General features: G+C 51.7%; 24 protein-coding genes. 22 read left to right on the forward strand and 2 right to left on the reverse strand.

Annotated features, from left to right (window positions below; translation table 11 throughout):
• Position 1: 1 nt before the first annotated feature.
• From DWX58_RS07010 to DWX58_RS07100, 19 genes are all read left to right on the forward strand, one after another.
• Positions 2-400 (forward strand): hypothetical protein, encoded by a 399-nt coding sequence (locus DWX58_RS07010; RefSeq protein WP_087937033.1) that lies wholly within the window; start codon positions 2-4, stop codon positions 398-400.
• A gap of 40 nt (positions 401-440) precedes the next feature.
• Positions 441-1,172 (forward strand): DUF4240 domain-containing protein, encoded by a 732-nt coding sequence (locus DWX58_RS07015; protein ID WP_243093297.1) that lies wholly within the window; start codon positions 441-443, stop codon positions 1,170-1,172.
• Positions 1,169-2,101 (forward strand): ParM/StbA family protein, encoded by a 933-nt coding sequence (locus DWX58_RS07020; RefSeq protein ID WP_118642347.1) that lies wholly within the window; start codon positions 1,169-1,171, stop codon positions 2,099-2,101. Before DWX58_RS07015 ends, DWX58_RS07020 begins: the two co-directional genes overlap by 4 nt.
• Before the next feature lie 106 nt (positions 2,102-2,207).
• Positions 2,208-2,390 carry a hypothetical protein gene (locus tag DWX58_RS07025; protein WP_118642606.1) on the forward strand — a complete coding sequence of 61 codons (183 nt, stop codon included), beginning with the start codon at positions 2,208-2,210 and terminating at the stop codon, positions 2,388-2,390.
• Positions 2,391-2,484: 94 nt separating this feature from the next.
• Entirely contained in the window at positions 2,485-3,456 is a 972-nt protein-coding gene (locus DWX58_RS07030) for an amidoligase family protein (protein WP_008980749.1), read from the forward strand.
• Entirely contained in the window at positions 3,453-3,704 is a 252-nt protein-coding gene (locus tag DWX58_RS07035) for a hypothetical protein (RefSeq protein ID WP_008980748.1), read from the forward strand. Before DWX58_RS07030 ends, DWX58_RS07035 begins: the two co-directional genes overlap by 4 nt.
• Positions 3,705-3,711: 7 nt before the next feature.
• Entirely contained in the window at positions 3,712-4,236 is a 525-nt protein-coding gene (locus DWX58_RS07040; protein WP_118642349.1) for a gamma-glutamylcyclotransferase family protein, read from the forward strand.
• Position 4,237: 1 nt separating this feature from the next.
• Positions 4,238-4,729, forward strand: coding sequence for a hypothetical protein (locus DWX58_RS07045; protein WP_118642351.1), 492 nt, complete (start codon positions 4,238-4,240; stop codon positions 4,727-4,729).
• On the forward strand, positions 4,726-5,127 hold the full coding sequence (locus DWX58_RS07050) for a DUF3846 domain-containing protein (RefSeq protein ID WP_118642353.1): 402 nt from the start codon (positions 4,726-4,728) through the stop codon (positions 5,125-5,127). Before DWX58_RS07045 ends, DWX58_RS07050 begins: the two co-directional genes overlap by 4 nt.
• A gap of 64 nt (positions 5,128-5,191) precedes the next feature.
• Positions 5,192-6,229 (forward strand): IS1595-like element ISSag10 family transposase, encoded by a 1,038-nt coding sequence (locus DWX58_RS07055; RefSeq protein WP_002837184.1) that lies wholly within the window; start codon positions 5,192-5,194, stop codon positions 6,227-6,229.
• Between the two features lie 23 nt (positions 6,230-6,252).
• The gene (lnu(C), locus tag DWX58_RS07060) at positions 6,253-6,747 is read left to right on the forward strand and encodes a lincosamide nucleotidyltransferase Lnu(C) (RefSeq protein ID WP_019543803.1); all 495 of its coding nucleotides are present in this window, start codon (positions 6,253-6,255) and stop codon (positions 6,745-6,747) included.
• A 105-nt stretch (positions 6,748-6,852) separates the two neighbouring features.
• Positions 6,853-8,004, forward strand: a complete 1,152-nt coding sequence (gene metK, locus DWX58_RS07065; protein WP_118642355.1) for a methionine adenosyltransferase — start codon at positions 6,853-6,855, stop codon at positions 8,002-8,004.
• Positions 8,001-8,744, forward strand: a complete 744-nt coding sequence (locus tag DWX58_RS07070) for a phosphoadenosine phosphosulfate reductase (RefSeq protein WP_118642357.1) — start codon at positions 8,001-8,003, stop codon at positions 8,742-8,744. The genes metK and DWX58_RS07070 overlap by 4 nt, the downstream gene beginning before the upstream one ends.
• Before the next feature lie 8 nt (positions 8,745-8,752).
• Positions 8,753-9,388 carry a hypothetical protein gene (locus tag DWX58_RS07075; protein WP_118642359.1) on the forward strand — a complete coding sequence of 212 codons (636 nt, stop codon included), beginning with the start codon at positions 8,753-8,755 and terminating at the stop codon, positions 9,386-9,388.
• Entirely contained in the window at positions 9,385-9,852 is a 468-nt protein-coding gene (locus DWX58_RS15120; protein ID WP_147382247.1) for a hypothetical protein, read from the forward strand. Before DWX58_RS07075 ends, DWX58_RS15120 begins: the two co-directional genes overlap by 4 nt.
• 36 nt (positions 9,853-9,888) lie before the next feature.
• Positions 9,889-10,668, forward strand: a complete 780-nt coding sequence (locus DWX58_RS07085) for a DUF4406 domain-containing protein (protein ID WP_118642363.1) — start codon at positions 9,889-9,891, stop codon at positions 10,666-10,668.
• Complete coding sequence (locus tag DWX58_RS07090; protein ID WP_118642365.1) at positions 10,665-11,249, forward strand: hypothetical protein; 585 nt, start codon at positions 10,665-10,667, stop codon at positions 11,247-11,249. The genes DWX58_RS07085 and DWX58_RS07090 overlap by 4 nt, the downstream gene beginning before the upstream one ends.
• The gene (locus DWX58_RS07095; protein WP_008980736.1) at positions 11,239-11,961 is read left to right on the forward strand and encodes a DNA methyltransferase; all 723 of its coding nucleotides are present in this window, start codon (positions 11,239-11,241) and stop codon (positions 11,959-11,961) included. Before DWX58_RS07090 ends, DWX58_RS07095 begins: the two co-directional genes overlap by 11 nt.
• Before the next feature lie 77 nt (positions 11,962-12,038).
• Complete coding sequence (locus tag DWX58_RS07100) at positions 12,039-12,350, forward strand: hypothetical protein (RefSeq protein ID WP_118642367.1); 312 nt, start codon at positions 12,039-12,041, stop codon at positions 12,348-12,350.
• Positions 12,351-12,555: 205 nt separating this feature from the next.
• Here DWX58_RS07100 and DWX58_RS07105 read toward each other — a convergent pair whose 3' ends face one another.
• Positions 12,556-13,068 carry an N-acetyltransferase gene (locus DWX58_RS07105; protein ID WP_118642369.1) on the reverse strand — a complete coding sequence of 171 codons (513 nt, stop codon included), beginning with the start codon at positions 13,066-13,068 and terminating at the stop codon, positions 12,556-12,558.
• Between the two features lie 244 nt (positions 13,069-13,312).
• Here DWX58_RS07105 and mobC point away from each other — a divergent pair, with 244 nt between their 5' ends.
• Genes mobC through DWX58_RS07120 form a run of 3 tightly spaced genes read left to right on the forward strand, consistent with a single transcriptional unit; the run spans position 13,313 to position 15,664 of the window.
• Complete coding sequence (gene mobC / locus DWX58_RS07110; RefSeq protein WP_087378833.1) at positions 13,313-13,630, forward strand: plasmid mobilization relaxosome protein MobC; 318 nt, start codon at positions 13,313-13,315, stop codon at positions 13,628-13,630.
• Positions 13,630-15,036, forward strand: coding sequence for a relaxase/mobilization nuclease domain-containing protein (locus tag DWX58_RS07115; RefSeq protein WP_118642371.1), 1,407 nt, complete (start codon positions 13,630-13,632; stop codon positions 15,034-15,036). Before mobC ends, DWX58_RS07115 begins: the two co-directional genes overlap by 1 nt.
• Positions 15,017-15,664 (forward strand): DUF3801 domain-containing protein, encoded by a 648-nt coding sequence (locus DWX58_RS07120; protein ID WP_118642373.1) that lies wholly within the window; start codon positions 15,017-15,019, stop codon positions 15,662-15,664. The genes DWX58_RS07115 and DWX58_RS07120 overlap by 20 nt, the downstream gene beginning before the upstream one ends.
• A 5-nt stretch (positions 15,665-15,669) precedes the next feature.
• Here the strand turns inward: DWX58_RS07120 and DWX58_RS07125 are convergent, their stop codons facing one another.
• Positions 15,670-15,894: a helix-turn-helix transcriptional regulator gene (locus DWX58_RS07125; protein ID WP_118642375.1), complete on the reverse strand. Its 225-nt coding sequence runs from the start codon at positions 15,892-15,894 to the stop codon at positions 15,670-15,672.
• Positions 15,895-15,989: the final 95 nt, after the last annotated feature.

The following is a 15,989-nucleotide window of genomic DNA, read 5'->3' on the forward strand; positions in this document are numbered from 1 at the left end:
GATGGACGCAAAGACATTCTATGAGCAGATCGCCCCAGAACTGGACCCAGGGGGCTTCAAGCTGTACTTCACAGCCCAAAGGCTGACAGGCTTTGAGCTATATAAGCAGTTCCCTTATGAGGACTCCCGCGGGATGTTTGAAATGATGAACGGTCATCAGCTCATGCGCTATCTGCTGGCGGATCAGTTCCATGCCATCCGCTGGGAGATCGTTCCCGGAACTGGCTATGAACACGCAATCCTCCAACCCATTGATACTACCGCACCAGCCTACCAACAGTTTGAACGCAGATTATATGAAACGCTGATGCAAAATTGCCATCTGAATCCACTGGAGCATGAGCAGGCAGCGCGGGTTACACAGAAACAACGCCGTCGGAACGGGCGCAACTCCAGATGAACGGGGCTGTTGCCACAGGATGCCGGGCAAATAAAAAGAGGTGATCATTACGGCAGAGCAAGACCATGTTACTAAAATTACAGAGGACAATCCGGATGCTTTTTGGGATTTGATTTATCAAGCAAAAACCGCTTGCGGCCAGGATATGAAAGCTATGGAGCACTTTCTCACAGATCGTCTGATTTCCATGGGGCCTGAATCCGCCATGGTTTTTCATAAATGCGTATATATATATTCGAGATTGGCAGACCAATATGGGCTTTGGGACGCAGCCAGCATTGTCAAGGAGCGCGGTTGTTCTGACGAAGGATTTATGGATTTTCAGCCATGGCTGATCGCTCAGGGCAAGGAGACTTATATGGCAGTCTTAAAAGATCCGGATACACTGGCTGACGTGGAGATATACGGAGACTGTTGTTTCAGAGGCCTTTCCGATGTTGCTTACAGGGCCTATGAACAGCTTACAGGGCGAAATATATATCTAGATCATGTAGAAGCACCCAAAAATGTAAAAGACTTATACAGATCTTTGAAAAGAGAGATCGTGTACAAGGATGGCATTCAGTTTCCAAGAGAAATGAAAGACCTGCCGAATTTTTTGCCAAGATTGTGCGAGAAATACGGAGGGGCAGACGGAAGCCAGATACACCCGTATGTGTGGAATCTGGAGATGTCTGATGTAAACGCACTGCTAATTGAGGGAAAGACATTTGACAAACAACAGCGCGCCCAAAAAACGAAGTCCCGCAAAAAAGGAGGAACGCCGCGATGAGTGGCTCGATCATCATTGGCATTGATCATGGCTACGCAGCCATGAAAACTGTACATTTTTCGTTCCCCACCGGATTGGTGGAATATGAACATGAGCCGTACACTCAGAAAGATGTGCTGGAATACGGCGGCAGATACTATGTAGTGGGCAGCGGTCGCCAGCCCCTCCAGAGAGACAAGACCCAAACAGAGGACTACTATCTGCTTACCCTGGCAGCCATCGCCAAGGAGCTGGAGCACCGGGGTGCGGAGCACACCGCCAGCATCCACCTGGCGGTGGGCCTGCCCCTGACCAGCTTTGGCAGGGACAAGAAGTCCTTCCGTTCGTATCTGTACCGGGATGGGAGCGCCATTCCTTTCCGCTATGAGGGGCAGGACTATACCATCACCATCCAAGAGGTGTCCCTGTTTCCACAGGGCTATGCTGCCGTCCTGACCCAGACGGAGCTGCTGGACGAGCCGTCCGTCATTGTGGCAGACATAGGCGGCTGGACGGTGGATCTGATGCGTCTGGACAACCGCATCCCCAACGCTGCCTCCTGCCGGAGTCTGGAACTGGGCATGATCCGCTGTATCGATGAAATCAGCGAACAGGTGCGCCGGTTGTTTGGGCTGTCCATGACTACCGCTCAGATCGAGAGTGCCCTGCGGGGCAGCTCCGGCGGGATGGATGAGCGAATCAGGGCGGTTATCCACGCCCAGGCAGGCAAGTATGCCCGAAACCTGCTCTCGGCAGTCACAGAAAGCGGCCTGGACATCCGAGCTATGCCCACCATCTTCCTGGGTGGTGGAGCGGCGCTCTTAAAACGCCACCTTTCGGCCACAGATGGCCTGTGTCGCCCACTTATCCTGGATGACGTATCCCTGAACGCCAAAGGATATGAGCGCCTTGTAGGGCAGATGTCGCGGGGTGTGGGCCATGGCGGGTAAGCGGCGGCTCAACCTTTCTTTTTCTCTGGCATCATCCCAACAGCGTGAGGCGTGGCACATTCTCAGTTCCATCCCTGCCGGACAGCGGACAGACGCTGTGTGTCGGATGGTGTGTAAAGCCCATGAACAGGATGCCCTTCTGTCTGCCATCCGGGGGCTGATCCGGGAAGAGTTGCGCAATTTGGATCTGACAACAGAAAAAAGCCAGCAGACGCAGGCCGGGGACATGGATGAGGATGTCCTCGGCTTTCTTCTTGCCCTGCAGCAGGAAGAAGATGAGATCACCTGATACGCTATTTTGATATGTTCGCCGGGATCAGCGGTTTTCGAACGGATACAGTGTTTGCAAGGTTTTGAAACATCTTTTAGAAGGGAGCAGTGACATGAATGAAGTAGGACTAAAAGATCAGTGTTTCGGCGTGGAAGTGGAACTGACCGGAATTACACGTGAACAGGCGGCACAAGCCTTGGCAGATTATTTTGGGACGGAGCCTCGCCGTGGGGATGACTACTACGACAGCTGGTATGTGCGGGATGGGGAGGGAAAAGAATGGCGGCTGATGAGTGACAGCAGCATCCGTGGTGAACAGAAAGTGGGTGCCAGATACACCTCTACCTCAGATCCGAGGTATCGTGTGGAAATGGTCACGCCCAAACTGACCTATGCGGAATTGCCCAAATTTCAGGAATGCGTCCGCCGCGTCCGCACTGCAGGGGGAAAAGTCAATTCCTCCTGCGGTATCCATGTCCATGTGGATGCCGCAAACCATAATCGCCAGAGCCTGAAAAACCTGCTGGGCATTATGTATTCCAAAGAAGATATTCTGTTCAAGGCACTCCAGGTTAACTCCTATCGCATAGCGAACTATTGCCAGAAAGTACGGGAACCCATGCTGCAAAAGGCACGCAAGCTTTCATCCGAAGAAACCAAAAATCTGACACAGCTGGAAACCATCTGGTATGAGGGGGATAACGGCAGCACGGAGCACTACAACTGGACACGGTACTATGCGCTCAATCTCCATTCCGTGTTTTTCCGGGGGACCGTCGAATTCCGCTGTTTTAATTCCACCCTCCACGCAGGCCGCGCTGCTGCCTATGTGAATTTGTGCCTTGCCATGTCGGCCCAGGCTATCGCCCAGCGCAGCACCGTCATGCGCAAGACGCAAAGCGATAATGAGCTGTTCACCTTTCGGGTATGGCTGGTACGCCTTGGGTTGAATGGACCCGAGTTCAAGCACACGCGGGATCATCTTCTGGCCAACTTGGACGGGGATCGGGCATGGCGCTATGACAAGGACAGTTACGATGTCAATAAGAAAAAGAAAAACCGAAGCAGTGAGGTGGCACGATGAAAATACGCATTGAAGATACCGTGTACGAGGGTACCGGGACAGAAATCATGGACCAGCTTCGGAAAGCTGCCTTTGACCCCACGGAGTTTCCGGACACAGAGAGCTATATCTGGCAGCTTCGCAGCAATTTCATCCGCATGACGGATCAGGACTGTCCCCTGCCGGATCGTGGTGTAGAGGCGCAGGCGCAGACCATGATTATGGCGCTGGCGAAGATCGGCGCACTGGAGGTGTTGGACCATAGCTGAAGATAAATTGTATTTCGCCTACGGCAGCAACATTAACCTGGATCAGATGGCCTACCGCTGTCCCGCGGCCCAGGTGGTGGGGCCTGTCGTGCTGGAGGGATATGAACTGCTGTTTCGCGGCAACGCAAGCGGAAATGGCGTTGCCACCATCAAGCCCAAGGAAGGGCAGCAGGTACATGGCCTGCTTTGGCGGATCACACCGGGCTGTGAGCGGTCTCTTGATCTCTATGAGGGATATCCCCACCTATACGAAAAAGAGTCTGTTGCTGTGCGGGATCATGCGGGGCGGCAGCTGACTGTCATGGCCTACGTGATGACGGATGGGGATCGGTGGCGCTCTCCTGCTCTGCCCTCGGAATATTATTACCAGGGCATTCGGGAGGGCTACCGGCAGAACGGACTGCCACTGTCCAAATTAAAACAGGCGTGGCAGCATTGTGCCAAAGAACTGGATCTGGAGACAGTCAAACGCAATCGCGGCTATATAGAACAGACCAAATCCCCCAAAAAGCAGCACGGAAAAGAGAGATAAGATGCCGGATAAAAAGTTTTCTATCTATGATGCATCAAACGGGGACCTCAATCCACTGTTTACAACAAAATTGCAGGAGACAGCCTGCGTAGGTTGCCTGCGAGGCGTGTTCACAGGGCGAGAGATTGGTGACGGTGTCACGGTGACCTGGATGCGGCAAAACCGTGATCTGGAGTCTCCAGGTTTTCTTGCAGAGTTAAATGAACTGCTGGATGAACTGCGAAACAATGGTACTTTGAACAGTTTTCCCGCCATGGAAACGTATTGCAAAGCGCATCCAGAGGCACGAATGTCTGATCGGCAGACCTTCTACGCATTCCGCATGGACAGCAGCCAATATCGATACCACCTTCGGCTTTTCCCGCAAGTGCAGAAATTCTACATCTTCTGTTATCGAACGGACCGGATGCGGGCAGACCGCCCCAGACCGGATTTCAATGCGCTATATGGCAGCAAAATGAAAAAAAGGAATCGGGGGAATGATCGCACATGAAAGTATTAGTGGTAGAACCGCAAAAGCCCTGCCGTGTGCAGGAGATTGAAAGCCTCCCGGATATGCAGCAGCTCGTAGGAGGAGATATTGAAGCTGTGTATCCGTTCCAAGAGCCGGTTGCCCTGGTGTGCAATTCTGAGGGAAAGCTCCTTGGTCTGCCGATGAATCGTCCGCTGTTGGATAAGGACTATCTGCCCTATGACATCATCCGCGGCACCTTCTTCGTCGCTGGACTTGGCCAGGAGGAGTTTATTTCCCTGACGGATGAGCAGATTCAGCGATACAAGTCCCTGTACGACAACATGCAGATCCTTCCTGTGCGAACGGCAGCCGGAGAACAGGGACGGATCGTTGGCGACCAACACATAAAAAAGGGCTCTGTCACAACAAATGGTTGATTTTTGACGAGAAATAGCGTATAATAATAGTAAGAAACAGTACCACCGAAGGAGGTAATTGGATATGCCTACTATCAAAGACGCATTAGATATTATCGGTAAGTTGACTGTCGCAGAGCAGGAAAGCCTTAAAACAATGCTTTTAAGTCCTGCCTTTGTAAAGTCTTTGAATATTGAAGATTTCGTAGCAAAGGAACGCTTTGCAAATGGTCGTGTATGCCCTCTTTGTGGCTGTATCCATGTGGTTCGCAATGGTCATCGTAAAGATGGCACACAGCGATATGTATGTAAGGATTGTGGCAAGTCCTTCGTGATTGCTACGAACTCCATTGTGTCTGGTACAAGAAAAGACTTGTCCGTGTGGGAGCAGTACATTGATTGTATGATGAATGGCTTATCCATTCGTAAGACTGCTGTTGCTTGTGGGATTCACAGAAACACCGCATTCCTTTGGAGACACAAGATTTTGGATGCACTTCAGAATATGGCAGACGATGTTACCCTTGACGGCATTATTGAGGCTGACGAAACTTTTTTCGCCATCTCGTACAAGGGCAATCATAGCAAGAGTAAGACATTTGCTATGCCACGCAAGGCTCATAAGCGTGGTCATTCTACACATATCAGAGGCTTGTCCCAAGAAAAGGTATGTGTTCCTTGTGCGGTTAATAGGAATGGCTTGTCTATCTCCAAGATTACGAATACTGGTAGAGTTTCTACAAGAGATTTACATCATATTTATGATGGTAGGATTAAGACCAATTCCACTCTTGTTACGGACAAGATGAACTCCTATGTGAGATTTACAAATGCCAATGGCATTGACCTTGTGCAGTTAAAGACTGGCAAAGCCAAGAAAGGCATTTATAATATCCAACATATCAATAGCTACCATAGCCAGCTAAAGAGGTTTATGCGTGGCTTTAACGGTGTTTCTACCAAGTATCTGAACAACTATCTTGTGTGGAATAACCTTGTAAATTACGCCAAAGAAAGCGACATGGAGAAAAGGAACATCTTCTTAACTTTTGTTTTGGCAACATTGAAAACTGCTAAATGCAGAGATTTATCAAACAGACCAGCAGTTCCTCTGGTCGCCTAATTAGAATTTGTGGAGATGATAAGATGGTCAATATAACAGATGTAAAACAGATTCTTCAATTTGCAATAGATGCGGAGATTAAAGTCTTTCTTGATGGTGGCTGGGGTGTAGATGCTCTTCTTGGATATCAGTCAAGAGCCCATAATGATATTGACATTTTTGTAGAAAAGAACGATTATCAGAACTTTATAGAAATAATGAAAGCTAATGGCTTTTATGAGATTAAGATGGAATATACAACATTGAACCATACTGTATGGGAAGATTTGAAAAACAGAATTATTGATTTGCATTGTTTTGAATATACGGACGAAGGTGAAATTCTTTATGATGGGGATTGTTTTCCGGTAGAAACTTTTTCGGGTAAAGGAAGAATTGAGGAAATAGAGGTTTCCTGTATTGAACCATATAGTCAAGTAATGTTCCATCTGGGATACGAGTTTGATGAAAATGATGCACATGATGTGAAGTTATTGTGTGAGACACTTCATATCGAAATTCCAAATGAGTATAGATAACTGCAAATAACAGTTTGTAGGGGAGTTCTGATACTCCCCTATAAAAATGGCTATTTATCAACTGTTTGTTGTGACATAGCCTAAAAAAGAAAGGGAAAATCGACCATGAGAGATAAATACATTTTGACCGCAGAGTCTGTTACCGAGGGCCACCCTGACAAACTCTGCGACACCATCGCGGATTCTGTTCTGGATGCCTGTCTCAAGGGTGACTCCTCCGCCCATGTGGCCTGCGAAGTACTGGCCACAGCTGGCAAAGTGCTGGTGGCCGGAGAAATCTCGGCAAAGGTCATGCCGGATATCCCCTCCATTGTCTGCCGGACCATCCGGGAAGCTGGGTACACTGGGCTGGACTATGAGATCGAGGTCATCACCCACGATCAGAGCGACGATATTGCTCACGCTGTGCGGGAAGGAGTCCAGACTGGGGCTGGCGACCAGGGGATCATGTATGGATTTGCCTGTGATGAGACAGAATCCTATCTTCCTCTGCCGGTCATCCTGGCCCACCGGCTCACCCGGCTGCTGACCAACGCCAGAAAAACCGGGATGATCCAGGGCCTGCGTCCGGACGGCAAGGCGCAGGTGTCTGTGGAGTACAACTTCGATATCCCCGTGCGTCTTGCATCGGTGGTTCTGTCCTGCCAGCATGACCCGGAGAAAGACCTGGACCAACTGCGGGAGGAACTCATGGACCATGTGATCCATCCCGCACTGCGGGAGTTGCCGCTCGATGGGGAAACGGAGATCCTGATCAATCCATCGGGGCGGTTTGTCTATGGCGGATTTGAGGCGGATACCGGCCTTACGGGCCGCAAGCTGATGGTGGATACCTATGGCGGACTGGCCCCTCACGGCGGCGGCGCACTGTCTGGTAAAGACTCCACCAAGGTGGACCGCAGCGGAGCCTACATGGCCCGCTATATAGCAAAAAACATTGTATCTGCCGGTCTGGCGGATCGCTGTACCGTCACTCTGGCCTATGCCATCGGAAAGGCAGCGCCTGTGGCGGTCAACGTGGATACCGAAGGAACCAGCGAATACCGGGACGATGTGCTGGAACAGGCCGTCCGGGCCGTCTTTGACCTGACCCCCGCCGGGATGCGCCGCACCTTGGGGCTGGACAGGCCCATCTTCGCTCAGTTCTGCAACTATGGCCACTTTACCCATCCGGACGCTCCCTGGGAGCAGACGGACAAAGCGGAGGTACTGTGTAACGCCTGTCGCATCAAGGAAGCAGGTGTGTCGGACCGTTGAAACATGTTGCCTCCTGTTCCTTTGGCAAGGACAGTCTTGCCACCATATTACTGGCTCTGGAACATGGGGAGCCTCTGGATGAGGCAGTATACTGTGAGGTCATGTTCGACAAGGAGATCTCCGGCGAGGTGCCGGAACACCGAGATTTTATTTACACCACCGCCATTCCGGCTTTAGAACGCAGGGGTGTGAAGGTAACTGTCCTGCGCAGTGAGAAAACGTATGTGGATCTCTTCACAGGCAAAATCACCCGCGGTCCTAAGAAGGGCCTTCTGCGTTCTTTTCCCATCTGCGGACGGTGTGCTGTTCAGAGAGATTGCAAGCTGAAACCGATCCTGCGATACCAAAAATCGCTGCCGCCCGACACAGTTCAGTATATTGGGATCGCCAAGGACGAGCAGGAACGGCTGCTTCGATTGGCCGGAAACCGGGTCTCCTTACTGGACAAGTACAACTGTACAGAGGAAGATGCAAAGCAGCTCTGCCAGCGGGCAGGGCTGCTTTCGCCTGTCTACACATTTACAACCCGCGGGGGCTGCTGGTTCTGCCCTAACGCCAAAAGAAAAGAACTGCGCCATCTCTATGACTACCACCCAAACCTGTGGGAACGGATGTTGGAGCTGCAGGCCTTGCCCAACAAGGTAAGCGAGAAATTCAATCGCAGCGAGACCTTCTCCGACATCGACGCGGAGTTCCGTCTGGAAGATGCGCAGGAGAGTCTGTTCCAAAATGCTGCATAAAAAAGGAGATGAGAACAACGAGCAATCAGAAATATGAAATCACGGAGATCTCACACGAAAGGTATCCCTTCCTTCATCGTATTCGGGCCTTAAGGGATATTGGGAAAAAGGTAAAGGCTGGGGAGCTGGGCGGCTTTGTTGAGAGCGAGAGCAACCTTTCATTTGAAACGGGAGATGATGCCTGGATCTTTGGCGACGCGATTGCGTGTAATGACGCCTATGTGGATAAGGGCTCGGCCCTATATGGAGAATCCATTGTTTGCGGAAATGCCTATATTTCCCAAGGTTCTGCTCTGAGTGGCCATGCCCGCGCGGAGGATGATGCCTATATTCGAGGTAGCAATCTATGCGGCCACGCCAGAGTGTCCGACTGCGGGATGGTTTTGGACTCACCGGACACAGGACGTGCGCCTATTCTATCCGGCACCTGCGCTGTATATGGCAGGGTGTGTGGCGATGTGCATTTAACCGACACTGCCCTGGTCATCAGTGGTGAGGAGATTTGTAACGATTCTCTTGACACCTTGGTCATGGATGGAAAAAGCCGTTCTGTGATCCGGGATTCGTCCCGAGACGAACTAGCTCCTCAACAACCGCCCCCTCCCACGCCCCAAAAACAGAAAGGGCGTGAAATGAGCCGATGAACACGCTTTTTGAACAGGAACTACGGGATCTGTTTGGAGATGGGACAATCGTCCATAAGCCTATTTTTATCGGGCGTACCTGCTTTGGCACGCTGGGCGGAGATTTACGAGTAAGAATCGAATTCGATGACCCCGCCGTCCTGCGCAATTATGATTCGCTTTCTGTGAAGGTGATCAACCGTTTGAGCGGATTGGTCGACCACATCGATCTTCCCATTGTCGATCTCATTGGGCGCAAAATGATACCTGACAATCCTAATTTTCCGGATGGAGTCGCTCCTCATATTTGGATCTACAATGGAACAGTTGAGTGGTATGGGTATAAACCAAATGCTGCAGACCGAGCCGCCATCCGAAGCACCGTGGCACAATACTTGAATATGTTTCGTGAGCCATCCCTGGAGCCGGTCAAAATCCATCCATCGTCGCCCAAGAGAAAACAGCGGGACAGTATTTCCAGATAAGTCTCTGCACATCAAAACCACGAGAGGAGTGACTAAGTGAGCAACTTTTTTGAGCAGGAACTCCGCAAACTGTTTGCGGATGGGTCTGTGATCCATGATCCGGTCTTTGTAGGCCGTGCCTGCCTGGGTGGCTTGGACAGAAACCGTCAGGTGAGGGCTGAATTTGTTACACTGGGTCATGCGGATCACTATGCGGCTCTCCGCCTGACGCTGCTGGACAACGACCAGGGTGTGTTGGACAAGCTGACTCTTCGGTTCAAGGATGTATGGGGGAAACAGAAGATCCCCAACAACCCCTACCTGCGGGATGGCGTTGACCCGCATATTTGGGTAGATGGTAACCGGATCGATTGGTATGCCTATCATCCTACCCAGGAGGACTACCGGCAGCTCCGGCAAATGGCCAGCGACTATGTGGAGACCTTTCGCATTCAAGTCCCGGCAAAAGACCACGGCCCCAAATTGGTGTACATCTGCGCCCCCCTCCGAGGTGAGGTGGAGAAAAACATTGAGTTTGCCAGACAGAAAGCCCAGGAAGTCTTTCAGGCGGGCGACATCCCGGTCTGCCCCCATCTCATGTTCCCGCCCATCGCAGATCCGGGCGATCCGGCGCAGGACCTGGCCGCACGGGAGATGGGTCTGCGGCTGGTAGAAAAGTGCCAGCAAGTCAATGTCTATGGGCCGGTCACGGAAGGGATGTGGGCGGAGATCCATCGTGCCAATAAACTGGACATCCCCGTTGTGACAGATTCCAAACCGAAGGGACGCACTTCGCCCAGAAGAAAGAAAAGTGCCAAGCGCGAGGAGGTCAAATGATCCAAGAAAAGACCACGGAGGACCTGCGGCACATGACCAACGAGGAGGGGCTGATCCTCCAGGGCTGCGGCGGCGACCTTCAGGAATGGGTGGACGGCATCAATGATCTGCTCACCCAGGAAGGAATCCTGCTGAATGGGACCAAATTTGAACATGCAGCCACATTTCAGCACGATGGTCTCACAAACCTGATGTTCTCTTTTGAGGGGGTGCAGCTGAATGTGGGAAAGCTTGCGCTGTGGCGGATTCAGACGCACAGTCAATTTGGCGGCACTTGGCTCAGTGATTATGTACCCAACCGGCTGGGCGGGTTTATCCAGGAGCAGAAGCTCGTAAAGCCCAAAATGGAGCTGTTGGGCCGAGATGGCAATATCTTCTCTATTATGGGTACTGCCTCCCAACTGCTCCAAATGGCAGGCATGCATGATCAGAACAAGGAGATGATTGATCGCGTCACCTCCTGCCGTGACTATGATCAGGCGCTGCATATCATCAGCGAGTATGTGGAGACGGAGCTCTCCGCTAAACAACCCCCAAAAAAATCCAACAAAAAGAAAGGTAGGGATTCTCATGAACGATAAATGGGAGATCATCCACGGCGACGCGCTGAAGGTTCTGCGCGAGTTCGCCCCTAACACCTTCGATGCGGTTATCACCGATCCCCCCTATGCCTCTGGGGGCCGAACCCAGGCTGAGAAAAACAAGTCTACCGACAAGAAATATTCCAGCATGGGAGAAAGCGCGCCCCCTCCCTTTGACGGCGACTCCAAGGATCAGCGATCCTGGACCCGTTGGGCCGCTGAATGGCTCTATGACGCCCGCAAGGTCTGTAAACCCGGTGCCCCTGTGTGCATGTTCATCGATTGGCGTCAACTCCCCGCAGCCACCGATGCGCTCCAGTGGGCGGGGTGGATCTGGCGCGGCACAGCTGTCTGGGACAAAGGTAACAGCCGTCCCCAGAAGGGCCGTTTCCGCCAGCAGGCCGAGTACATTGTCTGGGGGTCCAACGGAGATATGCCTATCAGCAGACCCGTCCCCTGTCTGCCCGGCGTATTCAAGTATGGCAATCCCCAGAACCGCATCCATCTGACGGAGAAGCCTCTGCAGCTCATGAGGGATGTGGTAAAGATCACGGAGCCGGGAGGGCGTATCCTGGACCCCTTTGCCGGTTCCGGCAGCACAGTGCTGGCCGCCGTGCTGGAGGGCTACTCCGCCACTGGCATCGAGGTCACCGACGCCTACGCTGCCCTGTCCAAGGAACGGATCGCGCGGGAGCTGGCCCAGAGTGCGTGACGGCCTGCTGTCCGCCGATTGCCCTTGATAACTCCCCAACTGGCGGGTATAATGAAACAACAGGAGGAGGTGCGCGCATGAAAGTCGAGTTCACTTTTGATAAGGAGCAGATCCAGCAGTACGGATATACTGTGGATGCGGTGAAGCAGACGATTCTCAGAGGCTTTGTCGCAAAGGGTCTGCGCTGTACCTCCGACGATGAGCCGATGACTTTTACAGACAGCGGACACAAAGAAGATTTCTCTAATATGTGGGCGATTCTGGTGGCGTTGCTTCGGACGGATTGGTTCCCCAAGTTTGCAGCTTCCTGCACTTGGTATGATGATGACGGTACACAGGAAGATGTGCTGTCGCAGGCGTGGAAAATCCAAAGGCAGAAGATGGCTTAATATATCCAGCACCGGAAGCAGATTACATTATAATACATGATAAATCCGGGCAGGGGGCCTGATGTGACACCCTGCCCGGATCTTTTTGCATTCAGGGTGTTTCATCAGACACCCTTGGAAAGAGATCTGTCAAGGAGCATTTTTCTTATATGATCTTAGTTTGCTTCCGGGATAAACGCTTCTGCCTAATTTTAATCATACGTTATCATTCAATACCAAACTCAGGAGCGTATTTTATTGTTCCGTGAATTGTAACATCTGTTTCAACTAACTTACAAGCCATAAAGTTTTCATTTGGTACATCAAATGGCGCTTTTATCCCGAAACCTTCTGCTGGGGAATATCCTGACTTGGGATAGTATTTTTCACTTCCTAAAACAATAGAGTAGGTATAACCCAATTCTTTTGCAATTTTGTGTCCCTCTCGAATCAGAGCTTTTCCAATCCCTTTTCGCTGACACTCTGGCAAAACAGACAGCGGGGCTAAAGCTAAGACGGTTTTTCCATCAACCGTTGCTTTTGTAAACATGATATGCCCTACAATTTTCCCATCTACCTCGGCAACCAACGACAATTCCGGGATGAAAGCATCTCCTTTTCGCAGAGCATTCACCAAGTCCTGCTCGTTTCCATCAGCGTGCTCAGCGCTCTCAAAGGCACGTTTTACAACGGAATATACGGTCTCATAATCTGTTGAAATTTCTTTTCTGATATGCATAGGAACCTCCTAAGGCTTGTAAGTCTCACTGTCGCATTGAAGTATACCATAAAAATATGAATAAATCCTCCACTACCGCATGAGAAAAGGCCCCGCTTCGGCGGGGCCGCACCAACGCCGCCAGGGGCGGCGTTGGGCAAGCATAGCGCAAATGTACATTTTGCGCGCTTGCAGGGGAAACCCCTGACCCCAATGCCGCCTGCAGGCGGAAGGTTTGCGGCAGAGCCGCAGAAAGGAGGCACGCTTGGGGCTCCCAAAAGAAAAACACCATCTGCACATCGAGCTGACGGCGGAGCAGTATCAGCAGCTCTGCCGTCAGGCCAAACTCTGCGGACTATGCAAACGGGCTTATATCGTCCGGCTCATCGATGGGACTCCGATCCGGGCCAGACCCTCCCAGGAAATCAAGGACCTCCGCACGGAGATCCATCACATCGGCAATAACATCAACCAGATTGCCCGCAGTGTCAATGCCGGTATCGCCACGGCAGAGGATGCCAGGCGTGGACTGTTCCTGCTAGATAAAGTCTATGAGTTGATGTACCAGGTGGCCAATCCGTAATGGCTGTCACCAAGATCCTGGCTCGAAAAGGTCGGTTGGATATCGGGATCGACTACATCCTCAACGGCGATAAGACGGAGCAGAAGATCCTCACAGCCCATCAGGGCTGTGAACCAGGCCGGGAGTGCCGTCAGATGCTGGAGACCAAACGGGACACCGAAAACATGGGGGGCGTCCAGTACTACCATATTGTCCAGTCCTTCAAGCCCGGCGAAATCTCTCCCGAGCTGGCTCTGGAAATTGCCAAGACTTTCGCTGCGGAGCATCTGAACGGTTACGAGGCGGTAATTGCCACCCATGTGGATCGAGGGCATATCCACTCGCACATTGTGTTCAACTCCGTAAATGCGGACACCGGCGAGAAATATCATAGCAATGCCAGAAGCTATTACTGCCAGATCCGGGCCATCTCAGACCGGCTGTGCCGGGAGCACGGCCTCTCCGTGATCCTCTCTGGAGAGTCCTCCAAATCCATGAGCTATCTGGAGTGGCTGCGTCAATCCAAGGGTCAACCTACCTTTCGCTCCATGCTGGAGGCAGATCTCCGGGAGTCCATTGAGGACGCCAATGACCTGGGACACTTCTTCCTGCTCATGGAGCACAAGGGCTACGAGATCCGCCACGGAAACCGTCTGGGATTCCGTCTGCGGGGGCAGGAGCGGTTTCAGTATCCAGGCAGAAAAAATGCCGCATTCACAGAGGACGGTATCCGTGCCGCCATCCTGGGCAATTTGGAGGAAATCGAGACAGGTCAACGGGCCGCTTTTGCGGACAGACCCATGTTTCGTCCCTACCGCAGACACCCCAAATACACGGGCTTTTTGGCCCTGTACGTTCATTATCTCTACCTGCTGGGAAAAATCGAACAGCGACAGTATCCCCCCAGGATGACGCCGCACCTGCGGCAGGAAGTCATGAAGTTTGAGCAGTACCGAACACAGTTCGCTTTCCTGCGAGAGAACAACATTTCCACCACTGACGAAATGACCGCCTATCAAAGCCGCACAGAGGAAACTCTGGCCAATCTGATGAAGCAGCGCACCATCCTCAATGTGCGCAAAAAGAAGCGGCAGGCGCTGTACGACGCCCTGGCGGATGTGGAGGCCCTGGCACCGGCCAAGGCACTCTATGAGAATGGGCTGTCCGGCATGGAAGATGAGTTTGCCCGCTACATGCAAGCCGTACGCCTATTGGAACAGTGCGGCATCCCTCCAGAGCATCTGACAAAAGAAAAAACAGAGGTGTATAACCAACTTGCCGATCTGAACCGGCAGATCCGCGCAGAACGCAAAAAGCTGGCTCTGTGTCGGGAGATCCAGACGGCAAGTAAGCAGATGGAAGAAGATATCCGCAAAACCGAAACAAGAGGAAAAGAGGTGGAACACGATGAACATCGGAGGCGGTGAGGCTGCCGACCAAATGGTTCGCATGATGTTGACCGGCACAGAAGTGACGGTTCGGCTGGGTGCATCCGCTCTCAAAAATCTACTGGCCATCACGCTGGCTTTGGCAAAGCATCACAAGACCCTGTCCGGGAAGGTCAACATGGGAAAAATGCTCCGGGAGACACGGAATATCCGAATGTTCCCCATGTCGCCGGAACAGTATCAGGCATTCAAGCAGAGGGCAGTCAAACAGAAGATCCTATTTTCTGTCATCCGGGATTCGGATGGTCGCGGCAAGGTGGTAGATGTGGCCATGCCAGTCACAGAGCTGGAGCGCGCCAATCTCATTTTTGAGCGCATCCGATACCTTCCGCAGGATCGCCAGAGTACACCAGCCAAGGAGCAATCCCCCATGCGGGATTCAGTGATCCGGGAGGAAAAAACGCCAAAAAAAGAGTCTCGGTCGGAGTTCGACTTGGCCGGTATCAGCGGCAGCTCCAGTATCTCCAAGAGCGAAATCAGTACGGAGACGACCCATAAGCGCCCCTCTGTTCTGGCACAGCTAAAGGGGTACCAGGAGCAGCTGAATCGGCAGCACAAAGCGGCTCCGGCCAGAAGTAAACAAAAAGGACACCCCAAACAGAGATAATGCCCCTACTGTTGGGGAGTATGTTCACACTCACAATCAATTACAAACAAGTCATTTGGTGTGCATTTTAGCAATAAACACAGGGTTTCAATTCGCTCCAATTTAATAGATTGAGTTTCATTGTTCACCATGCGGTTGAAATTCTGATAGCTCATTCCAAGTTGCTTATAGAGCCAATATTTTGTCCTGCCCTGTTTCTCCAGCAATTCCAACACATTCAGTTTCACCATATCTCATGCTCCTATTATCTAATGCTATAGTTAGATAATATGGAATTGCTCACTCGAAGGTATAGACTATTACATTAGATAATGTTATAGTCTAC

The sequence above is a fragment of the Pseudoflavonifractor sp. AF19-9AC genome (genome assembly GCF_003478995.1).
Lineage (GTDB): Bacteria > Bacillota > Clostridia > Oscillospirales > Oscillospiraceae > Lawsonibacter.

Bases quoted from the DNA above. Each gene is read 5' to 3' on its own strand.
- DWX58_RS07120 (WP_118642373.1), top strand. From the start codon at position 15,017: ATGAACATCGGAGGCGGTGAGGCTGCCGACCAAATGGTTCGCATGATG.
- DWX58_RS07035 (WP_008980748.1), top strand. From the start codon at position 3,453: ATGAAAATACGCATTGAAGATACCGTGTACGAGGGTACCGGGACAGAA.
- metK (WP_118642355.1), top strand. From the start codon at position 6,853: ATGAGAGATAAATACATTTTGACCGCAGAGTCTGTTACCGAGGGCCAC.
- DWX58_RS07105 (WP_118642369.1), bottom strand. From the start codon at position 13,068: ATGCATATCAGAAAAGAAATTTCAACAGATTATGAGACCGTATATTCC.
- DWX58_RS07020 (WP_118642347.1), top strand. From the start codon at position 1,169: ATGAGTGGCTCGATCATCATTGGCATTGATCATGGCTACGCAGCCATG.
- DWX58_RS07100 (WP_118642367.1), top strand. From the start codon at position 12,039: ATGAAAGTCGAGTTCACTTTTGATAAGGAGCAGATCCAGCAGTACGGA.
- DWX58_RS07010 (WP_087937033.1), top strand. From the start codon at position 2: ATGGACGCAAAGACATTCTATGAGCAGATCGCCCCAGAACTGGACCCA.
- DWX58_RS07050 (WP_118642353.1), top strand. From the start codon at position 4,726: ATGAAAGTATTAGTGGTAGAACCGCAAAAGCCCTGCCGTGTGCAGGAG.
- DWX58_RS07075 (WP_118642359.1), top strand. From the start codon at position 8,753: ATGAGAACAACGAGCAATCAGAAATATGAAATCACGGAGATCTCACAC.
- DWX58_RS07025 (WP_118642606.1), top strand. From the start codon at position 2,208: ATGGTGTGTAAAGCCCATGAACAGGATGCCCTTCTGTCTGCCATCCGG.
- DWX58_RS07090 (WP_118642365.1), top strand. From the start codon at position 10,665: ATGATCCAAGAAAAGACCACGGAGGACCTGCGGCACATGACCAACGAG.
- DWX58_RS07045 (WP_118642351.1), top strand. From the start codon at position 4,238: ATGCCGGATAAAAAGTTTTCTATCTATGATGCATCAAACGGGGACCTC.
- DWX58_RS07125 (WP_118642375.1), bottom strand. From the start codon at position 15,894: ATGGTGAAACTGAATGTGTTGGAATTGCTGGAGAAACAGGGCAGGACA.
- DWX58_RS07095 (WP_008980736.1), top strand. From the start codon at position 11,239: ATGAACGATAAATGGGAGATCATCCACGGCGACGCGCTGAAGGTTCTG.
- DWX58_RS07030 (WP_008980749.1), top strand. From the start codon at position 2,485: ATGAATGAAGTAGGACTAAAAGATCAGTGTTTCGGCGTGGAAGTGGAA.
- DWX58_RS15120 (WP_147382247.1), top strand. From the start codon at position 9,385: ATGAACACGCTTTTTGAACAGGAACTACGGGATCTGTTTGGAGATGGG.
- DWX58_RS07115 (WP_118642371.1), top strand. From the start codon at position 13,630: ATGGCTGTCACCAAGATCCTGGCTCGAAAAGGTCGGTTGGATATCGGG.
- DWX58_RS07055 (WP_002837184.1), top strand. From the start codon at position 5,192: ATGCCTACTATCAAAGACGCATTAGATATTATCGGTAAGTTGACTGTC.